We start from the raw sequence: 18,643 nt of genomic DNA on the forward strand, positions 1-18,643 counted from the left end.
ATGGCCGAACTCGACGACATCATCCATCAGCCGCTGCGGCTCAAGATCATGGCAGCGCTGAACGCGCTGCATCCGGCACAGGGGCTGGATTTCCCGCGATTGAAGAAACTGACCGGCGCCACCGATGGCAATCTCGGCGCTCATATCGAGACACTGGCGAAAGCCGGTTATGTCAGCGTCGAAAAGGCCTTTGTCGGCAAGAAGCCGCAGACGACGGTGACGGCCACCGCGACCGGGCGTGGCGCCTTCGCGCGGCACGTCGCGACCTTGCGTGAGATCATCGCGACTGCGGAAGGCAAGTAGAGCAAAGCCTGGGAGATTGTCATGGACATCGCGTGGCGCATTCTGACCAACACGCCGATCTGGGTGTTCGCGTTGCTGGCACTGCTGATCTGGCTCGGAAGTCTGTCGCTCCGGCCGCGAAAGACAGAGCTGCGCCGTTTGCTGATCGTTCCGATGGTGTTTCTCCTGATGGGGTTGTCGCGGCTGATCTTTGCCGGCGGCCAATTGCATCTGATCGGAGCTTGGCTGGCAGCGGCAATCGTGATGGCGGCCGTCGCTCTGTGGGTCGGTCCCGGCGAGATGACGGTCGATCGGCAGGACGGCACTATTCTGCGCCCCGGGAGCTGGCTGCCCCTGATCCGCAACCTGTCGGTCTTCCTCCTGCAATATGCCGTGGCGGTCGCAACCGCGATGAAGCTGGGTTCGGGTGCTGCCGTTCCGCTGATCGGCCAATTGGTGTCGGGGGCATGCGCTGGCTATTTCCTTGGCTGGACGGTGGGTTTGATCCGCCGTTATCGCGCGGAAACACATGTCGCCGTCGCTTGACGGGTTGGCCGCCTGGCCGGTTGATTACTCAGACCACTGATTGCTGTCCCGACGCGCCGTGCTAAACGATGGGCGTGTTTGATTGCAATTGGTCTGGCTGGTTATGAACATTCTCCTCATCGGTTCCGGTGGTCGCGAACACGCGCTGGCGTGGAAACTGGCCGCGTCGCCGCTGCTGACCAAACTCTGGTGCGCGCCCGGCAATGCCGGCATCGCCAAAGAGGCGGAATGTATCGCGCTGGATGTCGCCGACCATGCCGCCGTGATTGCGTTCTGCCGGACCAACAAGGTCGATTTCGTCGTGGTCGGCCCCGAGGCGCCGCTGGCGGCGGGCATCGTCGACGATCTGGCTGCTGCCGGTATCAAGTCGTTCGGACCGAGCAAGGCCGCCGCCCGGCTCGAAGGCTCCAAGGGCTTCACCAAGGATCTCTGCAAGGCCAACAACATTCCGACCGCGGCCTATGAGCGCTTCAGCGATGCGGATGCCGCCAAGGCCTATATTCGCGCGCAGGGCGCGCCGATCGTGATCAAGGCCGATGGTCTTGCCGCCGGCAAGGGCGTCGTTGTCGCGATGACGCTGAAGGAAGCGGAAGACGCCATCGACATGATGCTCGGCGGCGGCTTCGGCGCAGCCGGTGCGGAAGCCGTGGTCGAGGAATTCATGACCGGCGAGGAAGCCTCGTTCTTCGTGCTGTGCGACGGCGAGCATGCACTGCCACTGGTCGCGGCGCAGGATCACAAGCGCGCCTTCGACGGCGACAAGGGGCCGAACACCGGCGGCATGGGCGCCTATTCGCCGGCACCGGTTTTTACCGATGCGATCCGCGATCGCACGATGAACGAGATCATTTATCCAACGCTGCGCGCCATGAAGGCGATGGGCAATCCCTACAAGGGCGTGTTGTTCGCCGGCCTGATGATCACGGACGAAGGCCCGAAGCTGATCGAATACAATGCGCGCTTCGGCGATCCCGAGACCCAGGTGCTGATGGTTCGGCTGATGTCGGATCTGCTGCCGGCCCTGATCGCCTCCTGCGACGGGCAGCTCAAGAATTTCGATCTGCGCTGGTTCCCTGATCCCGCACTCACCGTGGTCATGGCCGCCAAGGGCTATCCCGGCGACTATGAGAAGGGCACCCGGATTGCCGGGCTCGACCGCGCCGAGAAGATTGACGGCGTCGAGGTGTTTCACGCCGGGACCAAGGCATCCGGCGACTGGATTCTCGCCAATGGCGGCCGCGTCCTCAACGTGACGGCCTCCGCCAAGACCGTTGCTGAGGCCCAGCGCCGCGCCTATGAGGCCATCGGCCTGATCAACTGGCCGGAAGGTTTCTGTCGCCGCGATATCGGCTGGCAGGCGGTGGCGCGGGAGCGCAAGGGCAAATAACGGTATTCAGGGGTTCCTCTTGGGGAACCGAAGGTTGTATGGCGCGTTGATGGGGCTGTGAGGTACCCATGGCGCACTATTATTTCGACCTCAAGAACGGCACGACACAGCGCGACCATGCTGGTCGGGAGCTGCGCAGTGACGCCGAAGCGATTGCACAGGCTTATGTGATCGCCGACGAAGTCAGCGCCCGGCCGGCGATGCATCAGGACCATGAGCGCCATGTCTGCGTCATTCACGAAGACGGGCACGAAGTGACCCGCGTTCCCGTTGACTTGGCTGTCAGCAAAGCCTCAGCGCCGCGCTCTAAAAAACTCTCGTAACAACGTGGCGGACTGGGTTTCGCCCACGGACGGATAGACTTCCGGCGCGTGGTGGCAGGTCGGCGAAGCGAAGAAGCGCACGCCGGAATCGACCCCGCCGCCCTTGGGATCGGCTGCGCCGTAATACAGCCGCCGGATCCGGGCGAAGGAGATTGCGCCCGCGCACATGGTGCAGGGCTCCAGGGTCACATACAGGTCGCAGTCGATCAGCCGCTCGCTGCCGAGCCTGGCGGCGGCCTCCCGGATCGCCAGGACTTCGGCATGGGCGGTCGGGTCGCGGTCACGGAGGGTGCGGTTGCCGGCCGTGGCGATCACCTCGTTATTCCCGACGATGACGCAGCCGATGGGGACTTCGCCGGCATTTCCGGCGCTTTCGGCCGCTTTCAGCGCCAGATCCATGAAAGAAGGTGCGGTCAACGGCTCGTTTCCTGCGCAAAACTCTGCTACGGAGTTGCATTCAGCAAAAGTGGATACTGGTTTTGCGTGAGAATGCGCCCCAATGAGCGCGCATTTTCGGCCCGCGAACCCTGTCCGCACCGCTCAACCCAATTCAGCTTCCGCTGCAGTGAGACCCTTCATGCCCCGCGACAACGACAAAAACAACGGCCCCTCGCGCGGCCGGCCACCCGGTGGCAAAGGCGGAGCCGGCAAGGGCCGCTCCGGCGCCGCACGCGGACCCGACAAGAAATTCGCCAAGCGCGACGGCACATACACCCCGAAGCCGCCCGGTGCTGGCGGCGGTGAGAAGCGATCTTTCGGTGGCAAGCCTTCTGGCGGCAAATCTTTTGGCGCCAAGCCTTACGCCGGCAAGCGCGATGACGACCGTGCGCCGCGCCGCGACTACGGCGATGCGCCGCGACGCGATCGTGACGATGCGCGTCCGGCCCGCTTCAACCGCGATGACCGTCCCGCGCGCAGCGGTGGCGGTGATCGTCCAGACCGTGGGCCGCGTAAGGATTTCGGTGACCGCGAGAAGCGTCCCTATTCACCGCGCGCCGGCGCCGGTGGCGGCGACAAGCGTCCCTACAGCCCGCGCGGAGAGGCACCGCGCGGCGACCGTCCGAATTTCAACAGGGATGACCGCGCCCCGCGTGGCGACCGCGGCGATGCGCGTCCGGCCGGCCGCTTCTCCGACAAGAAGTTCGGCGAGCGGAAGCCCTACGCGCCGCGCGATGGCGGCGGTGAGAAGCGCCCCTATACGCCGCGCGGCGAAGGTTTCCGCGGCGGCGATGGTGATCGTCCGCGTCCGCGCTTTGATCGCCCGCAAGGCGATCGCAACGATCGCCCACAGCGTGATCGCAGTGATCGTCCGCAAGGCGATCGTCCGTTCAGCCCGCGCCCGTCGCGTGACGGAGATCGTCCGCGTGGCGACCGGCCTTTCAGCGCCGAGAAGAAGTTCGGCGGCGACAAGAAATTCTCCCGTGGTGCGCCGGATCGCGGCGGCCCGCGCAAGAGCTTTGGCGATCGCAACGATCGCGGGGGGCGTGATTTCGAGCGTGGCCCTGATCGCAGCGAGCAGAAGCCCTGGCAGAAGCGCGAAGGCGGATCGGATGATCGCGGCAGCCGCAGCGCGCGTCCGCCGCGCGATGGCGCGCGCAATTTCGATCGGCCGAAATTCGACAGGCCGAAATTCGAGCGTTCGCGCGACGACCGGCCGGAGCGTAGCGACAGTGAGCGTCCGCGTTTCTCGCGTCCGCGTGAAGATCGCCCGAGCTTCGATCGCCCGCGCGAGCCGCGTGGCCGCACCGACTGGCAGGAGCATGGTCGCAGCGAGGCTCGCGACGGTGATGAGCGTCCGCGTCGCGAGAACGAGGACGACAGCAGGATTTTCGCCAAGCGTCCTGCATTTGGTGGTCGTGGTGAATATCGCGAACGCGATCCCGAGCAGCGCCGCCCGGCGCGCGTCCCCGCGGCCAAGAAGGCCGGCGAGCGTATCGCCAAGGTCGTGTCGCGCGCGGGCCTGTGCTCGCGCCGCGATGCCGAGGAATGGGTCACGCAGGGCCGCGTCGCCGTCAATGGCCGCGTCATCAACTCGCCGGCGCTGGACGTCAGCACCAACGACGTGATCACCGTCGACGGCAAGCCGTTGCCGGCGCCGGAGCGCACGCGCTTGTTCCTGTATCACAAGCCGCGCGGCCTGATGACGACCCACGCCGATCCCGAGGGACGGCCGACGGTGTTCGATCATCTGCCCGAAGGTCTGCCGCGCCTGATCTCCATCGGCCGGCTCGATTTCAACACCGAAGGCCTGCTGCTGCTGACCAATGACGGCGGCCTCGCGCGGACGCTCGAACTGCCGGAGACCGGCTGGCTGCGCCGCTATCGCGTGCGTGCGCATGGCGAAGTCACGCAGGCACAGCTCAATGAGCTCAAGAACGGCATCGAGGTCGACGGCGTCAAATATGGCTCGATCGATGCGACGCTGGAGCGCGACAAGAGCGCCAATGTCTGGATCGTGTTCGCGATCCGTGAAGGCAAGAACCGCGAAGTACGTAACGTGCTGGCGCATCTCGGTCTCGAGGTGAACCGGCTGATCCGCATTTCCTACGGTCCTTTCCAGCTCGGCGAGATCGAGGAAGGCCAGGTCGACGAGGTGAAGACCCGCGTGCTGCGCGAGCAGCTCGGCGAGAAGATCGCGGAGGCCTCCGGCGCCGATTTCGGTCGCCAGCTGCCGAGCAAGGGCGATGTGTCGCTCGATCCGGTGATCGTGAAGAAGCCGGTTCTGAAGCGCTCGACGGTGGAAGACCGCAAGGGCCGTCGCATTCTCGTGCAGCGCGCCGGCTCGGAAGAGTCGCGTGCCCGCAACGAGGACGCGGCCACCTTCGGTGGCCCGCCGAAGAAGCCGAAGCGCGGCTATCACGGCAAGCGCGATCTGAAGCCGCGGGACGCGTAAGAGAAGTCAAAGAGAAATACGATGTACATCGCGACGGCAGTTGTGCTCCCTCCCCCCTTGCGGGGGAGGGTCGGGGAGGGGGGGCCGCGAGCGAAGGCCTTACCGTGGGGCACCCCCACCCCCGACCCCTCCCCGCAAGGGGGAGGGGAGTTCACAGCGCCCGCGGCAGCGGCGCAGTATTCATTGCGAGGCATCTGATGCGTGTCGTCGGTGGCCGGCTGAAGGGCCGCAACATCGCGTCGCCCACGACGCAGGCGATCCGTCCCACGGCGGATCGACTGCGCGAGTCGTTGTTCAACATCCTGATCCACGCTTACGAAAGTCCGATCGAGGACGCCCGCGTGCTCGATCTGTTTGCCGGCACTGGTGCGCTCGGCATCGAGGCCGTGTCGCGCGGCGCCAAATTCACGCTGTTCGTCGATAACGGGTCCGAGGCGCGCGCACTGCTCCGCAACAATGTCGAGGCGCTCGGTCTCGGCGGCGTCACCAAAGTGTATCGCCGCGACGCCGCCGATCTCGGCCCCGCCCATCCGGTCGAACCGTTCTCGCTGGTGTTCCTCGATCCGCCCTATCGCATGAAGCTTGCCGAAAAGGCGCTGGCCTCGCTGCGCGATGGTGGCTGGCTGACGCCGGGCGCTTTGCTGGTGGTGGAAGAGGCGAAGGATGCTGGCTTTGCGGTGCCGGAAGGGTTCGAAGAACTCGAGCGCCGCGCCTATGACGATACCGAGTTTACGTTTCTGCGATCTGTGTAAAAAGACTTCAAAAGGAGCCGCCGATGTCTGCAATCGAATACACTTGGGATCACGTCCATATCCGCACGCCGGACACCGAAGCGACCGCGCAGTGGTTTGCCGATATGCTCGGCGCCGAGATCCTGCGTGCCCCTGGCCGCATCGATATCAGGCTTGGCGGCGGCATGATCTTCCTCGCCCCCGTGACGCCGGAGATGGGCGTCAACCCGCCGCCGGTCACGCCCTATCAGGGCCTCGACCATTTCGGCCTGAAGGTGAAGGACATCGATGCGGTGGCTGCGTCGCTGAAGGCCAAGGGCGTGGAGTTCACCAAGGAGCCGCATACGCTCAAGCCCGGCCTGCGCATCTGCTTCATCCGCGCCCCGCAGGGCGTGTCGATCGAGCTGCTCGAGCGCGATCCGAAATATACGTGAGTCGAGCACCAGCCCGTCCACGTCATTGCGAGGAGCGAAGCGACGCGGCAATCCAGTCTTCGCTTGCGGCTCTGGATTGCTTCGCTGCGCTCGCAATGACGGCTGAGGGTCTATCGTCGCCCGAACAGCTTCTCGATATCGCTGAGCTTCAGCTCGACATAAGTCGGCCGGCCGTGATTGCACTGGCCGGAATTCGGCGTGTCTTCCATCTCGCGCAGCAGCGCGTTCATTTCCTCGGGCCGCAGGCGGCGGCCTGAGCGCACCGAGCCGTGGCAGGCCATGGTCGCCGCCACATGCAGCAGCCGCCGCTCCAGCGGCAGGGCTTCGTCCCATTCGGCCATGTGTTCGGCAAGATCGCGCAGCAGCGACGCGGCATTGGTCTTGCCGAGCAGCGACGGCGTCTCGCGCACGGCAATGGCGCCGGGGCCGAAACTGTCGATGGCGAGACCATAGCTCGCGAGTTCTTCGGCGCGGTCGAACAGTTTCTCCACGATGGCCTCGTCGAGTTCGACGATCTCGGGGATCAACAGGATCTGCCGCTGCACGCCATTGGCAGCCAGCGATGCCTTCAGTCGCTCATAGACGATACGTTCATGCGCGGCATGCTGATCGACCACGATCATGCCGTCGCGGGTCTGTGCGATGATGTAGTTCTCATGCACCTGCGCACGCGCGGCGCCGAGCGGCCGGTCGACCAGGTCGGTCCGCGGTGCGTCTTCGAAACGCACATCGGCTGATGGCGTGCCGACATCGAAGGCCGCCTGGCTGCGTTCGGAAAACGCCGCCGAACCATCGAAGCCCGGCATTGGATTGACCGGATAGGCCGGCGAGCGCTGCCAGTCCCAGTTCGCATTTGGACGCGGCGCAAAATTCGGAGCGAAGTTGGGGCGGAACGAGTCCAGCACGGCGCCGTCGCTATTGGCCGCGGTGCGGCGTCCTTCGCGGGCCAGGCCTTCTTTCAAAGCATGCACGATCAGCCCGCGCACCAGCCCGGCATTGCGGAAACGCACCTCGGTCTTGGCCGGATGCACATTGGCATCGACCTCCTGCGGATCGAGCGTGACGAACAGCGCGACGATCGGATGGCGGTCGCGGGGCAGATAATCGGAATAGGCTGCGCGCACCGCACCGATGATCAGCTTGTCGCGGACCGGACGGCCATTGACGAACAGATATTGTCCAAGCGCATTGGCGCGGGTCAGCGATGGCGCCGCAGCAAAACCTTCAACTACCACGCCTTCGCGCTCGCTGCGCACTTCAATGGCACTGAGACGAAACTCAGGCCCGAGAATGTCGCCAAGCCGCGTCAACTGTCCGGCCGGCCCGGGCAGGGCCGCCGCCCATGTCACCGGCGCGCGTTCTTCGCCGGCCATGGTGAAGGCGATATCCGGCCGTGCCATTGCGAGGCGGCGCACGACTTCGCGGATCGCTTCGGCTTCGGTGCGGTCGGTCTTGAGAAATTTCAGCCGGGCAGGGGTCGCGTAGAACAGATCGCTGACCTCGACGCGGGTGCCCTGCGACAGCGCGGCGGGGGCGATCGGCGATTTCTCGCCGCCATCAACGGTGCGCGACCAGGCATGTGGTTCGCTTGCGTGGCGTGTGGTGATGCTCAGCCGCGCCACCGAGCCGATGGAGGGCAGCGCCTCGCCGCGAAAGCCAAGCGTGCGGATCTGCAGCAGATCCTCGTCGTCGAGCTTCGAGGTGGCGTGGCGGTCGACTGCAAGCGTGAGATCGGCATGGGTCATGCCGCCGCCGTCATCAGTGATGGCGATCTTTCGCCGTCCGCCGCCATCGGTGAAAATCTCGACCCTGGAGGCGCCGGCATCGATGGCATTCTCCACCAGTTCCTTCACCACGCTGGCCGGCCGCTCCACCACCTCGCCGGCGGCGATGCGGTTGACGATGGTTTCTGGGAGCTGGCGAACGGGCATGGATCTCGGGGCGTGGTGATGGGTCGGGATTATGTAGGGAACCTGAAGCGCCATTCTATGGCCCCGGGCGCCTGATGTCCCCGCCGCAACCCGCTTTTCCCCGGTTCTGGCTTTTTGTTTCGACGCGTTTTCTTGACGCGAACCGGTATCCACTTCGCTCGAAAACGCTTTAAGCGAATCGGCCGCCCTTCTGGATCACCTCGATCTTGTAGCGGTCGGGGTCGGTGGCGAAAAAGAACTGCGCCAGCGTGCGGCCCTCATGCTTGAAATCGCGCAACGGCCCGGGCGCGAGCGTCTCGCGCTCGAAGCGGGCATGTTCCGCGGCCACGTCGTCCACGACGACGGCGAGATGGCCGTAACCGTCGCCCAGCACATAGGGCTCGGTTCGATCGAAATTCACCGTCAGTTCGAGCTCGAAGGGCGAGGAGGGATGGCGCAGATAGATCAGCGCAAAGTCAGGAAATGCGATGCGCTCGGCAATCTCGAGGCCAAAGGCGCGCTTGTAGAAGTCCAATGAGCGCACTTCGTCGAGCACGCGGATCATCGAATGAACGGGTTTGGCCATCGGGAAATTCCTGGAAAAAGTGGTCTGGCTTGTTGTGTGGGGCGCCGCTCAGTCGTCGAAGCGGCCGCCGCGGCCTGCCTTGACGTCGCTGCGGCGCTTCTTGCCGTCGAGGCGGCGCATCTTCGAGCCGAGCGTCGGTTTGGTGGCCCGCCGCGGCGCCTGCCGGAAAGCGGCTTCCTGCATCAGTTCCACCAGCCGTTCGATCGCGTCGGCCTTGTTGCGCTCCTGGGTCCGGAAGCGCTGGGCGTGGATCACGATCACGCCGTCCTTGGTCATGCGCTGGCCGGCGAGGGTGCGAAGCCGGATTGCGGTATCCTCCGGCAGCGCCAGCTTGCGGCTGTCGAAGCGCAATTGCGCGGCGGTGGAGACCTTGTTGACGTTCTGCCCGCCGGGTCCGGACGCGCGGACGAAGACGATATCGATATCGTCTTCGTCGATGGCGATGGAGCGGGTGATCCGGAGCAGCATTCTGTCTCCGTAGCACAGGATACCGCGTTTTGCTTGGTGCCCCCGTGCGCTTGATCGCAGATCGCAAAGATATGCCCGGGACATAGCGGTAATGCTGGAACTGGCGCCCTGCCGAGGCTTATCGTTGCACCATCAGTCAATCCGGACGTCTCATGACCAAGACCCCCCGCAATATTCTCACCATCGATATCGGCGGTACCCATGTGAAGGTGATGACCAGCCGTGAAGGGATCAAACGCGAATTCGAATCCGGTCCGGACCTGTCCGCGAAGGAAATGGTGCGCAAGGTCAAGGCGCTGACCAAAGACTGGCGCTATGACGTCGTCTCAGCCGGCTATCCCGGCCCGGTGGCCGGCAATCGTCCGCTCAAGGAGCCACACAATCTCGGCACGGGCTGGAAGGGTTTCGATTTCGAACGGGCATTCCGCAAGCCCACGAAGCTTGTGAACGACGCCATGATGCAAGCGGTCGGCAGCTATGATGGCGGCCGGATGCTGTTTCTCGGCCTCGGCACCGGACTGGGTGCGGCCATGATCATCGATGGTCTGTCCGAGCCGATGGAGCTCGGTCATCTGCCCTATCGTCACAAGACATTCGAGGATTATGTCGGCGCAGCCGGCCTGAAGCGGATGGGCAAGAAGAAGTGGCGGCAGCGCGTGGCTGATGTCGTTGCTGATCTGACGGCTGCGCTGGAGCCCGACTATACGGTGCTCGGCGGTGGCAATGTGGAGATGCTCGACAAACTCCCGCACAAGACCCGGCGCGGCGACAACGCGAATGCGTTCAAAGGCGGCTTCCGGCTCTGGGATCCACCGAAGCCAGTGAAGCGCCGCTAGGACCGCCGCGATCCGCTGCGTTCGACCAGCTTCACCATGACCTGCAGCGCATGGTTCGTCGGCGTCGGAATCCCATGCTCCAGGCCCTTGCGGACAATGAAGCCGTTGAGGAAGTCGATTTCCGATGGCTTGCCACGCGCGAGATCCTGCGATGTCGACGATTGCTGAAGCGGCATGCTGGCGGCGAGGGCGAGGGTCTTGTCCAGGAGGTCGGCGGGCAGCGACACGCCGCAAGCGCGCGCCACCGCCATGCATTCCACGACGGCATTGGTGACGATGTCAGGCACGCCCTGGACCTTGAACATCTCGCCATAGGCGATGCCGGCCACCGCGGAGAGCGCGTTATAGGCGCAGTTGTTGATGAGCTTCGACCACTGCACCGCGTCGATGTCGCCGGCGACGGTGGTCGGCACGCCGGCGTCGGACAGCAGCTTCGCCAGCCTTTCGCTCTCGGGCGATGCGCCGATGATCAACTCGCCGCGGCCATTGTGCTTCACATGACCGGCCCCCGGCATCTCGGCGGCCACATAGACGGCTGCAACGATCACCGGCTGGCTGAGGATGGCGCGCAGGCGCTCGGGATTGTCGACGCCGTTCTGCAGGCTCAGCACGATGGAGTTGGGCTTGAGCACAGGCTTCAGCGCTGTTGCCGAGCTGTCCGTATCGCCGGACTTCACGGCGAACAGAACGAGGTCCGGCGGCGCGAGATCGGTGCTCTGCGTCACCGCCTTCGCTGGAATGAAACCGTCGAACTCGGCGCTCTCGAACCGAAGGCCGTGCGCATTGATCGCATCGACATGGATCTGGCGTCCGACCAATGTCACGTCATGGCCGGCGCGCAGCAGCTTGGCGCCGTAGTAGCAGCCGACCGCGCCGGCACCGATCACCGCGATCCGCATGGCGGCGCCTCAGTTGGCCTTCGGCGCCGGGGCCACCGGCGCTGCGGCCGCCTGCGGCGCGCGTCCGACGACGACGGTCAGCAGGCCATCCGCCCACAGCTTCTTGGCTGCAGCCTTGGCCTGGTCCAGCGTCACGGCATCGACCACGGCATTGCGCTTCTCGATGTAATCGATCGGCAGTCTGTCGAGCTGGTATTGCAGCAGCGCGCCGGCCAGTTTCGACGAGGTGTCGAGCGCCAGCATCTGCGAACCCTTGAGATAGGATTTGGCCTCATCCAGCTCGCGCTGGGTCGGACCCTGCTCGGCCATGCGTTTCACTTCGCTGGTCACGGTATCGACCGTCTCGGTGGCGCGGTCGGCGCGAGTCGCGGTGCTGCCGATATAGATGCCGGAATGCTGCATCCACAGCAGCGAGCCACTGACGGAATAGACCAGGCCGCGCTTCTCGCGCACTTCGTGATACAGCCGCGACGACAGCGTGCCGCCGCCGAGGATGTGATTGACGATATAGGCAGCCATGAAGTTCGGATCGTCGCGTTTGACGCCGGGGCTGCCGAAGGTGATGACCGTCTGCGGCACGTCCAGCGTCACGGATTCCTTCTGCGGCGGCTTAGCCGCTGTGACTTCCGGGATCGGCGTCAGCGTGGCCTTGGCGGGCAGGCTACCGAAGGTCTTGTCCAGCAATGTCGCGAGCGTGTCGGGATCGACGTCGCCGACCACCGCAATCTTCAGCGTGTCCTTGGCGACGATGCGTTGCTTGTAGGCCCTGATGTCATCGACATTGATGGTCGGCACGTCGGTCAGGCTGCCATTGGCCGGCCGGCTATAGGGATGGTCGCCGAATGCCACCTGCAGAAACTTGCGCGTCGCCAGCGAATTCGGGTTCGAGGTTTCGCGGCGCAGGCCGGACAGGATCTGCGCGCGGATGCGCTCGACATCGGGGGCATCGAAGCGTGGCGACGTCAAAGCGAGGCGGGCGAGGTCGAACGCCTCGTCACGATGCTCTTTCAGCATGCGCAGCGAGCCACGCAGGTAATCGCGCTGGGCGTTGAAGTTGAGCTCGATGGCGCGGCGTTCCATGCGATCGCGGAAGGTCGTGGAATCGAGATCGCCCGCGCCTTCGTCCATCAGGCTGGCCACCATGTTCGCAGTGCCGGATTTATCCTTCGGATCCTGCGCCGCACCGCCACCGAACGCATATTCCATGGCGATCAGGGGAACGGTTGCATCCTGCACGAACCAGGCTTCGATGCCGCCTGGCGTCACGAGCCGCTGCACCTTGGCGGCGGCGAAAGATGGCGTCACCGTCAGGGTGACGAGTGAGAAGGCAGTGGCGACGGCAATACCGAGGCGGCCGGCGTTGAAGATGATGCTCACGACCGCTTCTCCTCGCGCTTCGGCGCAGATGTATCCTTGATCAGATAGCCGGTGACCGAGCGCTTCTTGTCGAGCCAGGTCTGTGCGGCTGCGCGCACCTGCTCGGCGGTAACCGCCTTGATGCGGTCGGGCCAGCTACGGATGTCCTCGACGCTGAGGCCCGTGGTGAGTGCCGCGCCGTACCAGCGTGCCAGCGAGGCCTGGCTGTCCTGCGCATAGGTGGCTTCGGCGACGAGCTGCGTCTTGACGCGTTCCAGGTCGGCAGCCGGCACCGGGTTGGTCGCGAGGTCGGCGATCACGGCGTCGATGGTCTTTTCGATATCGGCGAATTCGGTGCCGGGCTTCGGCGAGGCCGAGATCATGAACTGTGCGCTGTCGAGTGCCGTGCCCTGGTAGCTGGCACCGGCATTGATCGCGAGCTGCTTGTCGATGACGAGGGCGCGGTAGAGATATGAGTTCGCGCCGCCGCCGATCAACTGGCCGAGTACATCGAGCGCCTGGCTCTCGCCGGCCGCAGCGGTGGTGGCCGACGGCACCAGATAGTAGCGGCGCAGGCTTGTCTGTTCGACACGCGGATCGGCGAGCGTCACCGTGCGCGGCGCGGCGGGCGTTGGCTCCTGTGGGCGCATGCGGCGTTCGGGGATCGCCGGCTGCGCCGGGACCACGCCATAGGTGCGCTCCACCATCGGGCGGATCTCCTGCGGGTCGACATCGCCCGCGATGATCAGCGTCGCATTGTTGGGGGCGTAGAAGCGCTTGTAGAAGGCGAGCGCATCCTCGCGGTCGAGCTTCTCGATCTCCTGATGCCAGCCAATGATCGGGCGGCCATAGGGATGGTTGAGATAGAGCGCGGCCATGATCTGCTCGGACAGCCTTGCATCCGGGCTGTTGGCGACGCGCATGTTGTATTCTTCCAGCACGACGTCGCGCTCGGGCAGCACGTTCTCGTCCTTCAGCACGAGGCCGGTCATGCGATCGGCCTCGAATTCCATCATCTTGCCGAGCTGGTCCTTGCTGATGCGCTGGTAGTAGCCGGTGTAGTCGGTCGAGGTGAAAGCGTTCTCCTCACCGCCGACGCGCTGCACGGTCTGCGAGAACTCACCGACCGGATGTTTCGCGGTGCCCTTGAACATCAGATGTTCGAGGAAATGCGCCAAGCCTGACTTGCCCGGCGTCTCGTCGGCCGAGCCGACCTTATACCAGATCATCTGCGTCACGACGGGCGTGCGGTGATCCTCGATCACCACGACCTGCATGCCGTTATCGAGCTTGAACGTGGTTGGCGGTTTCGCCGTCACCGTCTGTGCGCGGGCGCCCGATATGGCGAGGGCGGGAGCCAGCAGCAAAGCGACGACTGCGACGGATCGTGCGGCAAGTCGGAATGAAGGGGTCATGGCGGGGCTAATAGCTCCAAAGCATGGGGAAAGGCGTGACCAAGCCATCGCGCGGGACACATCCGCGCGTGCAGGCTGATCGCAGTGAAAGGACGTCTTTGGAATGGCGGCGCAAAGGGAGCGCTGCGATCAGAACTTACCCGTCATCGGGTTGATGTTGTAATCGTTCTTCATGGTTTCCTTCGGCCCGGTGCCATAGGCATAGCCCGAGGCAGGCGTCTGGTAACCGGCCGGCGGCTGGGTCAGCGACTCGCGTGTCGGCTCGCCCTTGAATTCGGCGGTCTCACCCTTGTTGCTGCCGAACATGTTCTTGAACAGGCCACCCTCATAGCCGAGCTGCTTCGGGCTCAGCACGATGTTCTTGTTCGGATCGCCTGGTGAGGAATTGTCCACGGCGGACGAGGCGCCACGTGCGCGCTTCGGCGCCATCTCGCGCGGGGTCAACGGACGCGCGGCTTCCAGCACTTCTTCCGGACGTCCGGTCTTGGCGTTGGCGGCGGCTGCGCGGCGCTGCTGTACATCCGGATCCTTCGGCCAGTTGGCGACAGGCGCGGGGCCCTTGGCATCCGGTGGCGGCAGGTCGATCTTCGGCGGGACCACCAGCGGCGAGCGCTCACGGTAGTCGATCCCGGTGTTTTCCATATTGGTGCCGCCGAGACCGGTCATGATCTGCTTGATGACCTTCTGCTCGAACGGCTGGTCTTCTTCCTCGGTATCCTGGGCACGTGCGGCGCCTGCGGACATCACGAGACCGACGCTGAGGGCAACGGCGGTGAGGCGCAGGGCGCGCATCCAGGCGCCCGATGAAGTGTGCAGAGCCCAACCGGTTTCGGTCTCGCGCATCGTGTTCATCCTGTTCAAATATCTGGCGGATCGGCAAGAATCCGAAGAATCCTGGTGCGGTTCCGCTGGTATCGCCCTCGGCCTTGCGTATCGGCTGGGATCAGGGCGCTTTTGCGGCGGGTACCGTGAAGAAAGAGTCATACAGCAGGGCCGCTACACCGGCAACAATGGCGACATCGGCAAGGTTAAACACGTACCAGTTGTAGGTCTTGCCTGATATTTCGACGTGCAGCAGGGCGAAATCGACCACCGCGCCATAGGCGAACCGGTCGATGGCATTGCCGATCGCGCCCCCGATGATCAGTCCCAGCCCGATCGTGGCCAGTCTGGTCTCGGATTTCGCCATCCAGACGGCCAGCGCCACCACCGCGATCGCCTTGATGGCCACCAGCACGACCTGACCGGTGGGGCCGGAATCGGAGAACCAGCCGTAGCTGATGCCGGTATTCCAGGCCAGGACGAGATCGAAGAACGGCGTGATCCTGACCAGGCCGCGATGGCCGAGATCGAAGCCATAGAGCAGCCACAGCTTCGTCGCCTGATCGATGATCAGGACGGCGATGGCTGCGATCAGCCCGGAGCGGACGGCTGGTTTCAAACAGCCACTCCCAGCGCCTTCCATTCCCGCAGCGCCTGCGCATCGCGCGGGGTGACGTCGGGATACTCCTTGTCCTCACCGACCGTCGGCAGGATCTTCCACGACCGCGCACATTTGGTGCCGACAGCCTTTTCGACCACAACGGCTACGCCGGGCACGTCGTTCAGCGCGAAGGCGTCTGCGGGCGCTTCGGCATTGGTCAGCATCGCATTCGAGGTGATGCAGATCTCCGCAAGATCGACGTCGGCCAGAATGGCGAAGATCGCCTTGTCGGTGACATGGATCAGCGGCGAGGCCTCAAGCGACGAGCCGATGTTCTTGGCAGCACGTTCCACTTCCAGCGCGCCGGTGACGACGCGGCGGACATTGCGGATGGTGTCCCACTTCGCGGCGAGCGCCTCGTTACGCCATGCCGGCAGCGTCTTCTGGAAAGTTTCGAGATGCACCGACACGGAGCTGCTGCCATAGCGCGACAGCCATGCTTCTTCGGCGGTGAAGCTCAGAATGGGTGCGAACCAGGTCACGATCGAACGGAACAGGTAATCGATCACGGTCAGCGACGCCTTGCGTGTTACCGACGACGGCGCATCGCAATACAGCGTGTCCTTGCGGATGTCGAAGTAGAAGGCCGACAGTTCGGTGTTCATGAAGGCGGCGAGTGTGGCCACCACCGTCTTGTAGTCGAAATCGGCATAGGCCTGCCGCACGACACCGTCGACTTCGGCGAGACGATGCAGCATCAGCCGCTCGAGCTCCGGCATATCGTCGGCCTTGATGCGATCCTCGTCGTGGAAATGCGCGAGGCTGCCGAGCATCCAGCGCACGCTGTTGCGCAGCTTGCGATAGGTCTCGATGGTGTTCTTGATGATCTCCGGGCCGATGCGCTGGTCGTCGGCATAATCGGTGGCGCAGACCCACAGGCGCAGGATGTCGGCGCCGGAGTCCTTGATGATCTTCTGCGGCTCGATGGTGTTGCCGATCGATTTCGACATCTTGCGGCCGTTCTCGTCGAGCGTGAAGCCGTGGGTCAGCACGACGTCGAAGGGCGCGCGGCCGCGGGTGCCGCTGCTCTCCAGCAGTGACGACTGGAACCAGCCGCGGTGCTGGTCGGAGCCTTCCAGATACATGACGGTGTCCGCGCCGCCCTCTACCTTGCGCTTGATGCCGGCAAGGCCGGGGAAGTGCACGGGGTCTTCGAGCACGAAGGCGTGTGTGGAGCCTGAGTCGAACCAGACGTCGCAGATGTCGTCGACTTTCTTCCACTCCTCATTGGCAAGCGAGCCGAGGAAATGTTCACGCGCGCCTTCGGCATACCAGGCGTCGGCGCCTTCCTTCTCGAAGGCGTCGGAAATGCGCTTGTTGACGGCCTCGTCCTGCAGGATCTCTGCGGAGCCGTCGCCTTTCTCGCGCACGAATACCGCGATCGGCACGCCCCAGGCGCGCTGGCGCGAGATCACCCAGTCGGGCTTGGTGTTGATCATGCCGTTGATGCGGTTCTGGCCGGTGGCCGGCACCCATTGCGTGACCTTGATGGCTTCGAGGGCACGGTGACGCAGCGTGTCGCCGGACTTCGCCGCGCCATCGTCTACAATGTCCTTGTCCATCGCGATGAACCATTGCGGCGTGTTGCGATAGATCACAGGCTTCTTGGAGCGCCACGAATGCGGGTACTGATGCTTGAGGCGTGAGCGCGCCACCAACATGCCCCGCTCGACCAGCGCCTTGATGACGGCTTCGTTGGCGTCGCCCTTCTCGCCCTTGTCGTTGATTACGCGGGTGCCGGCGAAGCCCGGTGCCTGTTCGGTCAGCGCACCGTTCTCATCAACCGTGTAGGGGATCGTGGTCGCGATGCCGCGCTCGGTGAGCTGGCGGCCATTCGACGTCCAGATATCGAAGTCGTCGCGGCCGTGGCTTGGTGCGGTATGCACGAAGCCGGTGCCGGTATCGTCGGTGACGTGATCGCCGTCGAGCAGCGGCACGATGAAGTCATAGCCGCCGGCGAGACCCTTGAGCGGATGACGGCATTCGAGATCCTCGAGGATGTCGGAGGACAGCTCGCTGCTCTTCTTCCAGGACGTCACGCGCGCCTGCTTGAACACGCTCTCGGCCAGCGCATCGGCGAGGATCAGCAGGTCGCCGGTCTTCAGCCAGTTATCCTCCGGCGCCTCGGTGACCTCATAGAGGCCGTAAGAGATCTTGCTGGAGAACGAGATGGCGCGATTGGCCGGCAGCGTCCATGGCGTGGTGGTCCAGATCACCACCGCGGCCTTGGCGAGCCGGCCGAATTCGGCGGCCACGGGGAATTTCACCCACACCGCGTCCGACGTGTAGTCCTCATATTCGACTTCCGCTTCGGCCAGCGCGGTCTTCTCGACCACGCTCCACATCACAGGCTTCGATCCGCGATACAGCGTGCCATTGGCCGCGAACTTCATCAGCTCGCGGGCGATCTGCGCTTCGGCGAAATAGTCCATGGTGGCGTAGCGGCCGGCCCAGTCGCCGATGATGCCGAGTCGCTTGAATTCCTCGCGCTGGATGTCGAGCCACTTGTTGGCATAGGCACGGCATTCCTGGCGGAACGCGATCATCGCCGCGCCGTCCTTGAAGTTCGGCTTGACCTTGCCCTTGGAGCGGTAGTTCTCTTCCTCGATCTTCCACTCGATCGGCAGGCCGTGACAGTCCCAGCCCGGCACGTAGTTGCTGTCGAAGCCCAGCATCTGCTGGCTCTTGGTCACCACGTCCTTCAGGATCTTGTTGAGCGCATGCCCGATATGGATGTTGCCATTGGCGTAGGGCGGGCCGTCATGCAGCACGAATTTCGGCTTGCCCTTGGCGGTCTCGCGCAGCTTGCCGTAGAGGTCGATCTCGTTCCAGCGCGCCAGCATTTTCGGCTCGCTGGTCGGCAGACCGGCGCGCATCGGAAATTCGGTCTGCGGCAAATAGAGGGTCTTGGAATAGTCGTGGGTATCAGATTTGGCGGGCTTGTCGGACATAATGGCTCTGGCTTGCTCGAATGGCGCTGAAACGCGTGAAAACGCGATGAAACTGGACGGTCCCGGTCTTGCGCCGAGCGAAGCTCAGGCGGAAGCCGGGCCGATAATGCTTATGATGGGGCGCCGTGCAGACATCCGGCACT

18 protein-coding genes are annotated in these 18,643 nt (G+C 64.2%); 8 read left to right on the top strand and 10 right to left on the bottom strand.

The window, feature by feature from the left end; translation table 11 throughout:
- From AB8B20_RS26480 to AB8B20_RS26495, 4 genes are all read left to right on the top strand, one after another.
- A complete protein-coding gene (locus tag AB8B20_RS26480) occupies window positions 1-303 on the top strand; it encodes a winged helix-turn-helix domain-containing protein (protein ID WP_089261883.1) in 303 nt (100 codons plus the stop codon).
- Window positions 304-324: 21 nt separating this feature from the next.
- Window positions 325-828 carry a DUF6622 family protein gene (locus tag AB8B20_RS26485; RefSeq protein WP_439072945.1) on the top strand — a complete coding sequence of 168 codons (504 nt, stop codon included), beginning with the start codon at window positions 325-327 and terminating at the stop codon, window positions 826-828.
- Window positions 829-931: 103 nt separating this feature from the next.
- Entirely contained in the window at window positions 932-2,215 is a 1,284-nt protein-coding gene (gene purD / locus AB8B20_RS26490) for a phosphoribosylamine--glycine ligase (RefSeq protein WP_175366466.1), read from the top strand.
- A 68-nt stretch (window positions 2,216-2,283) separates the two neighbouring features.
- Entirely contained in the window at window positions 2,284-2,538 is a 255-nt protein-coding gene (locus AB8B20_RS26495; RefSeq protein ID WP_439072944.1) for a DUF6894 family protein, read from the top strand.
- On the opposite strand, the gene AB8B20_RS26500 is transcribed toward AB8B20_RS26495, so the two are convergent.
- A complete protein-coding gene (locus AB8B20_RS26500; protein WP_439072943.1) occupies window positions 2,509-2,955 on the bottom strand; it encodes a nucleoside deaminase in 447 nt (148 codons plus the stop codon). The two genes, AB8B20_RS26495 and AB8B20_RS26500, sit on opposite strands and share 30 nt — an antisense overlap.
- Before the next feature lie 160 nt (window positions 2,956-3,115).
- Between AB8B20_RS26500 and AB8B20_RS26505 the strand changes: the two genes are divergently transcribed.
- The 3 genes from AB8B20_RS26505 to AB8B20_RS26515 all read left to right on the top strand — a co-directional run bounded on the left by AB8B20_RS26505 (window position 3,116) and on the right by AB8B20_RS26515 (window position 6,596).
- The gene (locus tag AB8B20_RS26505) at window positions 3,116-5,431 is read left to right on the top strand and encodes a pseudouridine synthase (protein ID WP_439072942.1); all 2,316 of its coding nucleotides are present in this window, start codon (window positions 3,116-3,118) and stop codon (window positions 5,429-5,431) included.
- A gap of 197 nt (window positions 5,432-5,628) precedes the next feature.
- A complete protein-coding gene (rsmD, locus tag AB8B20_RS26510) occupies window positions 5,629-6,183 on the top strand; it encodes a 16S rRNA (guanine(966)-N(2))-methyltransferase RsmD (RefSeq protein WP_309947204.1) in 555 nt (184 codons plus the stop codon).
- Between the two features lie 23 nt (window positions 6,184-6,206).
- On the top strand, window positions 6,207-6,596 hold the full coding sequence (locus AB8B20_RS26515; protein ID WP_089261869.1) for a VOC family protein: 390 nt from the start codon (window positions 6,207-6,209) through the stop codon (window positions 6,594-6,596).
- 110 nt (window positions 6,597-6,706) lie between these two features.
- On the opposite strand, the gene mutL is transcribed toward AB8B20_RS26515, so the two are convergent.
- From mutL to arfB, 3 genes are all read right to left on the bottom strand, one after another.
- Window positions 6,707-8,527 (bottom strand): DNA mismatch repair endonuclease MutL, encoded by a 1,821-nt coding sequence (gene mutL, locus AB8B20_RS26520; RefSeq protein WP_439074034.1) that lies wholly within the window; start codon window positions 8,525-8,527, stop codon window positions 6,707-6,709.
- 169 nt (window positions 8,528-8,696) lie between these two features.
- On the bottom strand, window positions 8,697-9,092 hold the full coding sequence (locus tag AB8B20_RS26525) for a VOC family protein (RefSeq protein ID WP_439074033.1): 396 nt from the start codon (window positions 9,090-9,092) through the stop codon (window positions 8,697-8,699).
- 48 nt (window positions 9,093-9,140) lie between these two features.
- Window positions 9,141-9,557: an alternative ribosome rescue aminoacyl-tRNA hydrolase ArfB gene (gene arfB, locus AB8B20_RS26530; RefSeq protein ID WP_089263593.1), complete on the bottom strand. Its 417-nt coding sequence runs from the start codon at window positions 9,555-9,557 to the stop codon at window positions 9,141-9,143.
- 155 nt (window positions 9,558-9,712) lie between these two features.
- On the opposite strand from arfB, the gene AB8B20_RS26535 reads away from it, so the two are divergent.
- Complete coding sequence (locus AB8B20_RS26535) at window positions 9,713-10,396, top strand: ROK family protein (RefSeq protein WP_439074032.1); 684 nt, start codon at window positions 9,713-9,715, stop codon at window positions 10,394-10,396.
- Here AB8B20_RS26535 and AB8B20_RS26540 read toward each other — a convergent pair.
- The 6 genes from AB8B20_RS26540 to ileS all read right to left on the bottom strand — a co-directional run bounded on the left by AB8B20_RS26540 (window position 10,393) and on the right by ileS (window position 18,500).
- Window positions 10,393-11,295, bottom strand: a complete 903-nt coding sequence (locus AB8B20_RS26540; RefSeq protein WP_439074031.1) for a ketopantoate reductase family protein — start codon at window positions 11,293-11,295, stop codon at window positions 10,393-10,395. The two genes, AB8B20_RS26535 and AB8B20_RS26540, sit on opposite strands and share 4 nt — an antisense overlap.
- A 9-nt stretch (window positions 11,296-11,304) precedes the next feature.
- Entirely contained in the window at window positions 11,305-12,666 is a 1,362-nt protein-coding gene (locus tag AB8B20_RS26545) for a M16 family metallopeptidase (protein ID WP_439074078.1), read from the bottom strand.
- Window positions 12,667-12,668: 2 nt separating this feature from the next.
- Window positions 12,669-14,066 (bottom strand): M16 family metallopeptidase, encoded by a 1,398-nt coding sequence (locus AB8B20_RS26550; RefSeq protein WP_439074030.1) that lies wholly within the window; start codon window positions 14,064-14,066, stop codon window positions 12,669-12,671.
- 129 nt (window positions 14,067-14,195) lie between these two features.
- On the bottom strand, window positions 14,196-14,909 hold the full coding sequence (locus tag AB8B20_RS26555) for a hypothetical protein (RefSeq protein ID WP_439074029.1): 714 nt from the start codon (window positions 14,907-14,909) through the stop codon (window positions 14,196-14,198).
- A 100-nt stretch (window positions 14,910-15,009) separates the two neighbouring features.
- Window positions 15,010-15,531 (bottom strand): signal peptidase II, encoded by a 522-nt coding sequence (gene lspA / locus AB8B20_RS26560; RefSeq protein WP_439074028.1) that lies wholly within the window; start codon window positions 15,529-15,531, stop codon window positions 15,010-15,012.
- The gene (gene ileS, locus AB8B20_RS26565; RefSeq protein WP_439074027.1) at window positions 15,504-18,500 is read right to left on the bottom strand and encodes an isoleucine--tRNA ligase; all 2,997 of its coding nucleotides are present in this window, start codon (window positions 18,498-18,500) and stop codon (window positions 15,504-15,506) included. Before ileS ends, lspA begins: the two co-directional genes overlap by 28 nt.
- Window positions 18,501-18,643 lie beyond the last annotated feature (143 nt).

Origin of the sequence: Tardiphaga sp. 866_E4_N1_4, from assembly GCF_052076075.1 — a bacterium.
GTDB lineage: Bacteria > Pseudomonadota > Alphaproteobacteria > Rhizobiales > Xanthobacteraceae > Tardiphaga > Tardiphaga robiniae.

Bases quoted from the DNA above. Each gene is read 5' to 3' on its own strand.
- AB8B20_RS26485 (WP_439072945.1), top strand. From the start codon at position 325: ATGGACATCGCGTGGCGCATTCTGACCAACACGCCGATCTGGGTGTTC.
- rsmD (WP_309947204.1), top strand. From the start codon at position 5,629: ATGCGTGTCGTCGGTGGCCGGCTGAAGGGCCGCAACATCGCGTCGCCC.
- AB8B20_RS26540 (WP_439074031.1), bottom strand. From the start codon at position 11,295: ATGCGGATCGCGGTGATCGGTGCCGGCGCGGTCGGCTGCTACTACGGC.
- mutL (WP_439074034.1), bottom strand. From the start codon at position 8,527: ATGCCCGTTCGCCAGCTCCCAGAAACCATCGTCAACCGCATCGCCGCC.
- ileS (WP_439074027.1), bottom strand. From the start codon at position 18,500: ATGTCCGACAAGCCCGCCAAATCTGATACCCACGACTATTCCAAGACC.
- AB8B20_RS26505 (WP_439072942.1), top strand. From the start codon at position 3,116: ATGCCCCGCGACAACGACAAAAACAACGGCCCCTCGCGCGGCCGGCCA.
- purD (WP_175366466.1), top strand. From the start codon at position 932: ATGAACATTCTCCTCATCGGTTCCGGTGGTCGCGAACACGCGCTGGCG.
- AB8B20_RS26550 (WP_439074030.1), bottom strand. From the start codon at position 14,066: ATGACCCCTTCATTCCGACTTGCCGCACGATCCGTCGCAGTCGTCGCT.
- AB8B20_RS26480 (WP_089261883.1), top strand. From the start codon at position 1: ATGGCCGAACTCGACGACATCATCCATCAGCCGCTGCGGCTCAAGATC.
- AB8B20_RS26535 (WP_439074032.1), top strand. From the start codon at position 9,713: ATGACCAAGACCCCCCGCAATATTCTCACCATCGATATCGGCGGTACC.
- lspA (WP_439074028.1), bottom strand. From the start codon at position 15,531: ATGGAAGGCGCTGGGAGTGGCTGTTTGAAACCAGCCGTCCGCTCCGGG.
- AB8B20_RS26515 (WP_089261869.1), top strand. From the start codon at position 6,207: ATGTCTGCAATCGAATACACTTGGGATCACGTCCATATCCGCACGCCG.
- AB8B20_RS26525 (WP_439074033.1), bottom strand. From the start codon at position 9,092: ATGGCCAAACCCGTTCATTCGATGATCCGCGTGCTCGACGAAGTGCGC.
- AB8B20_RS26555 (WP_439074029.1), bottom strand. From the start codon at position 14,909: ATGCGCGAGACCGAAACCGGTTGGGCTCTGCACACTTCATCGGGCGCC.
- AB8B20_RS26495 (WP_439072944.1), top strand. From the start codon at position 2,284: ATGGCGCACTATTATTTCGACCTCAAGAACGGCACGACACAGCGCGAC.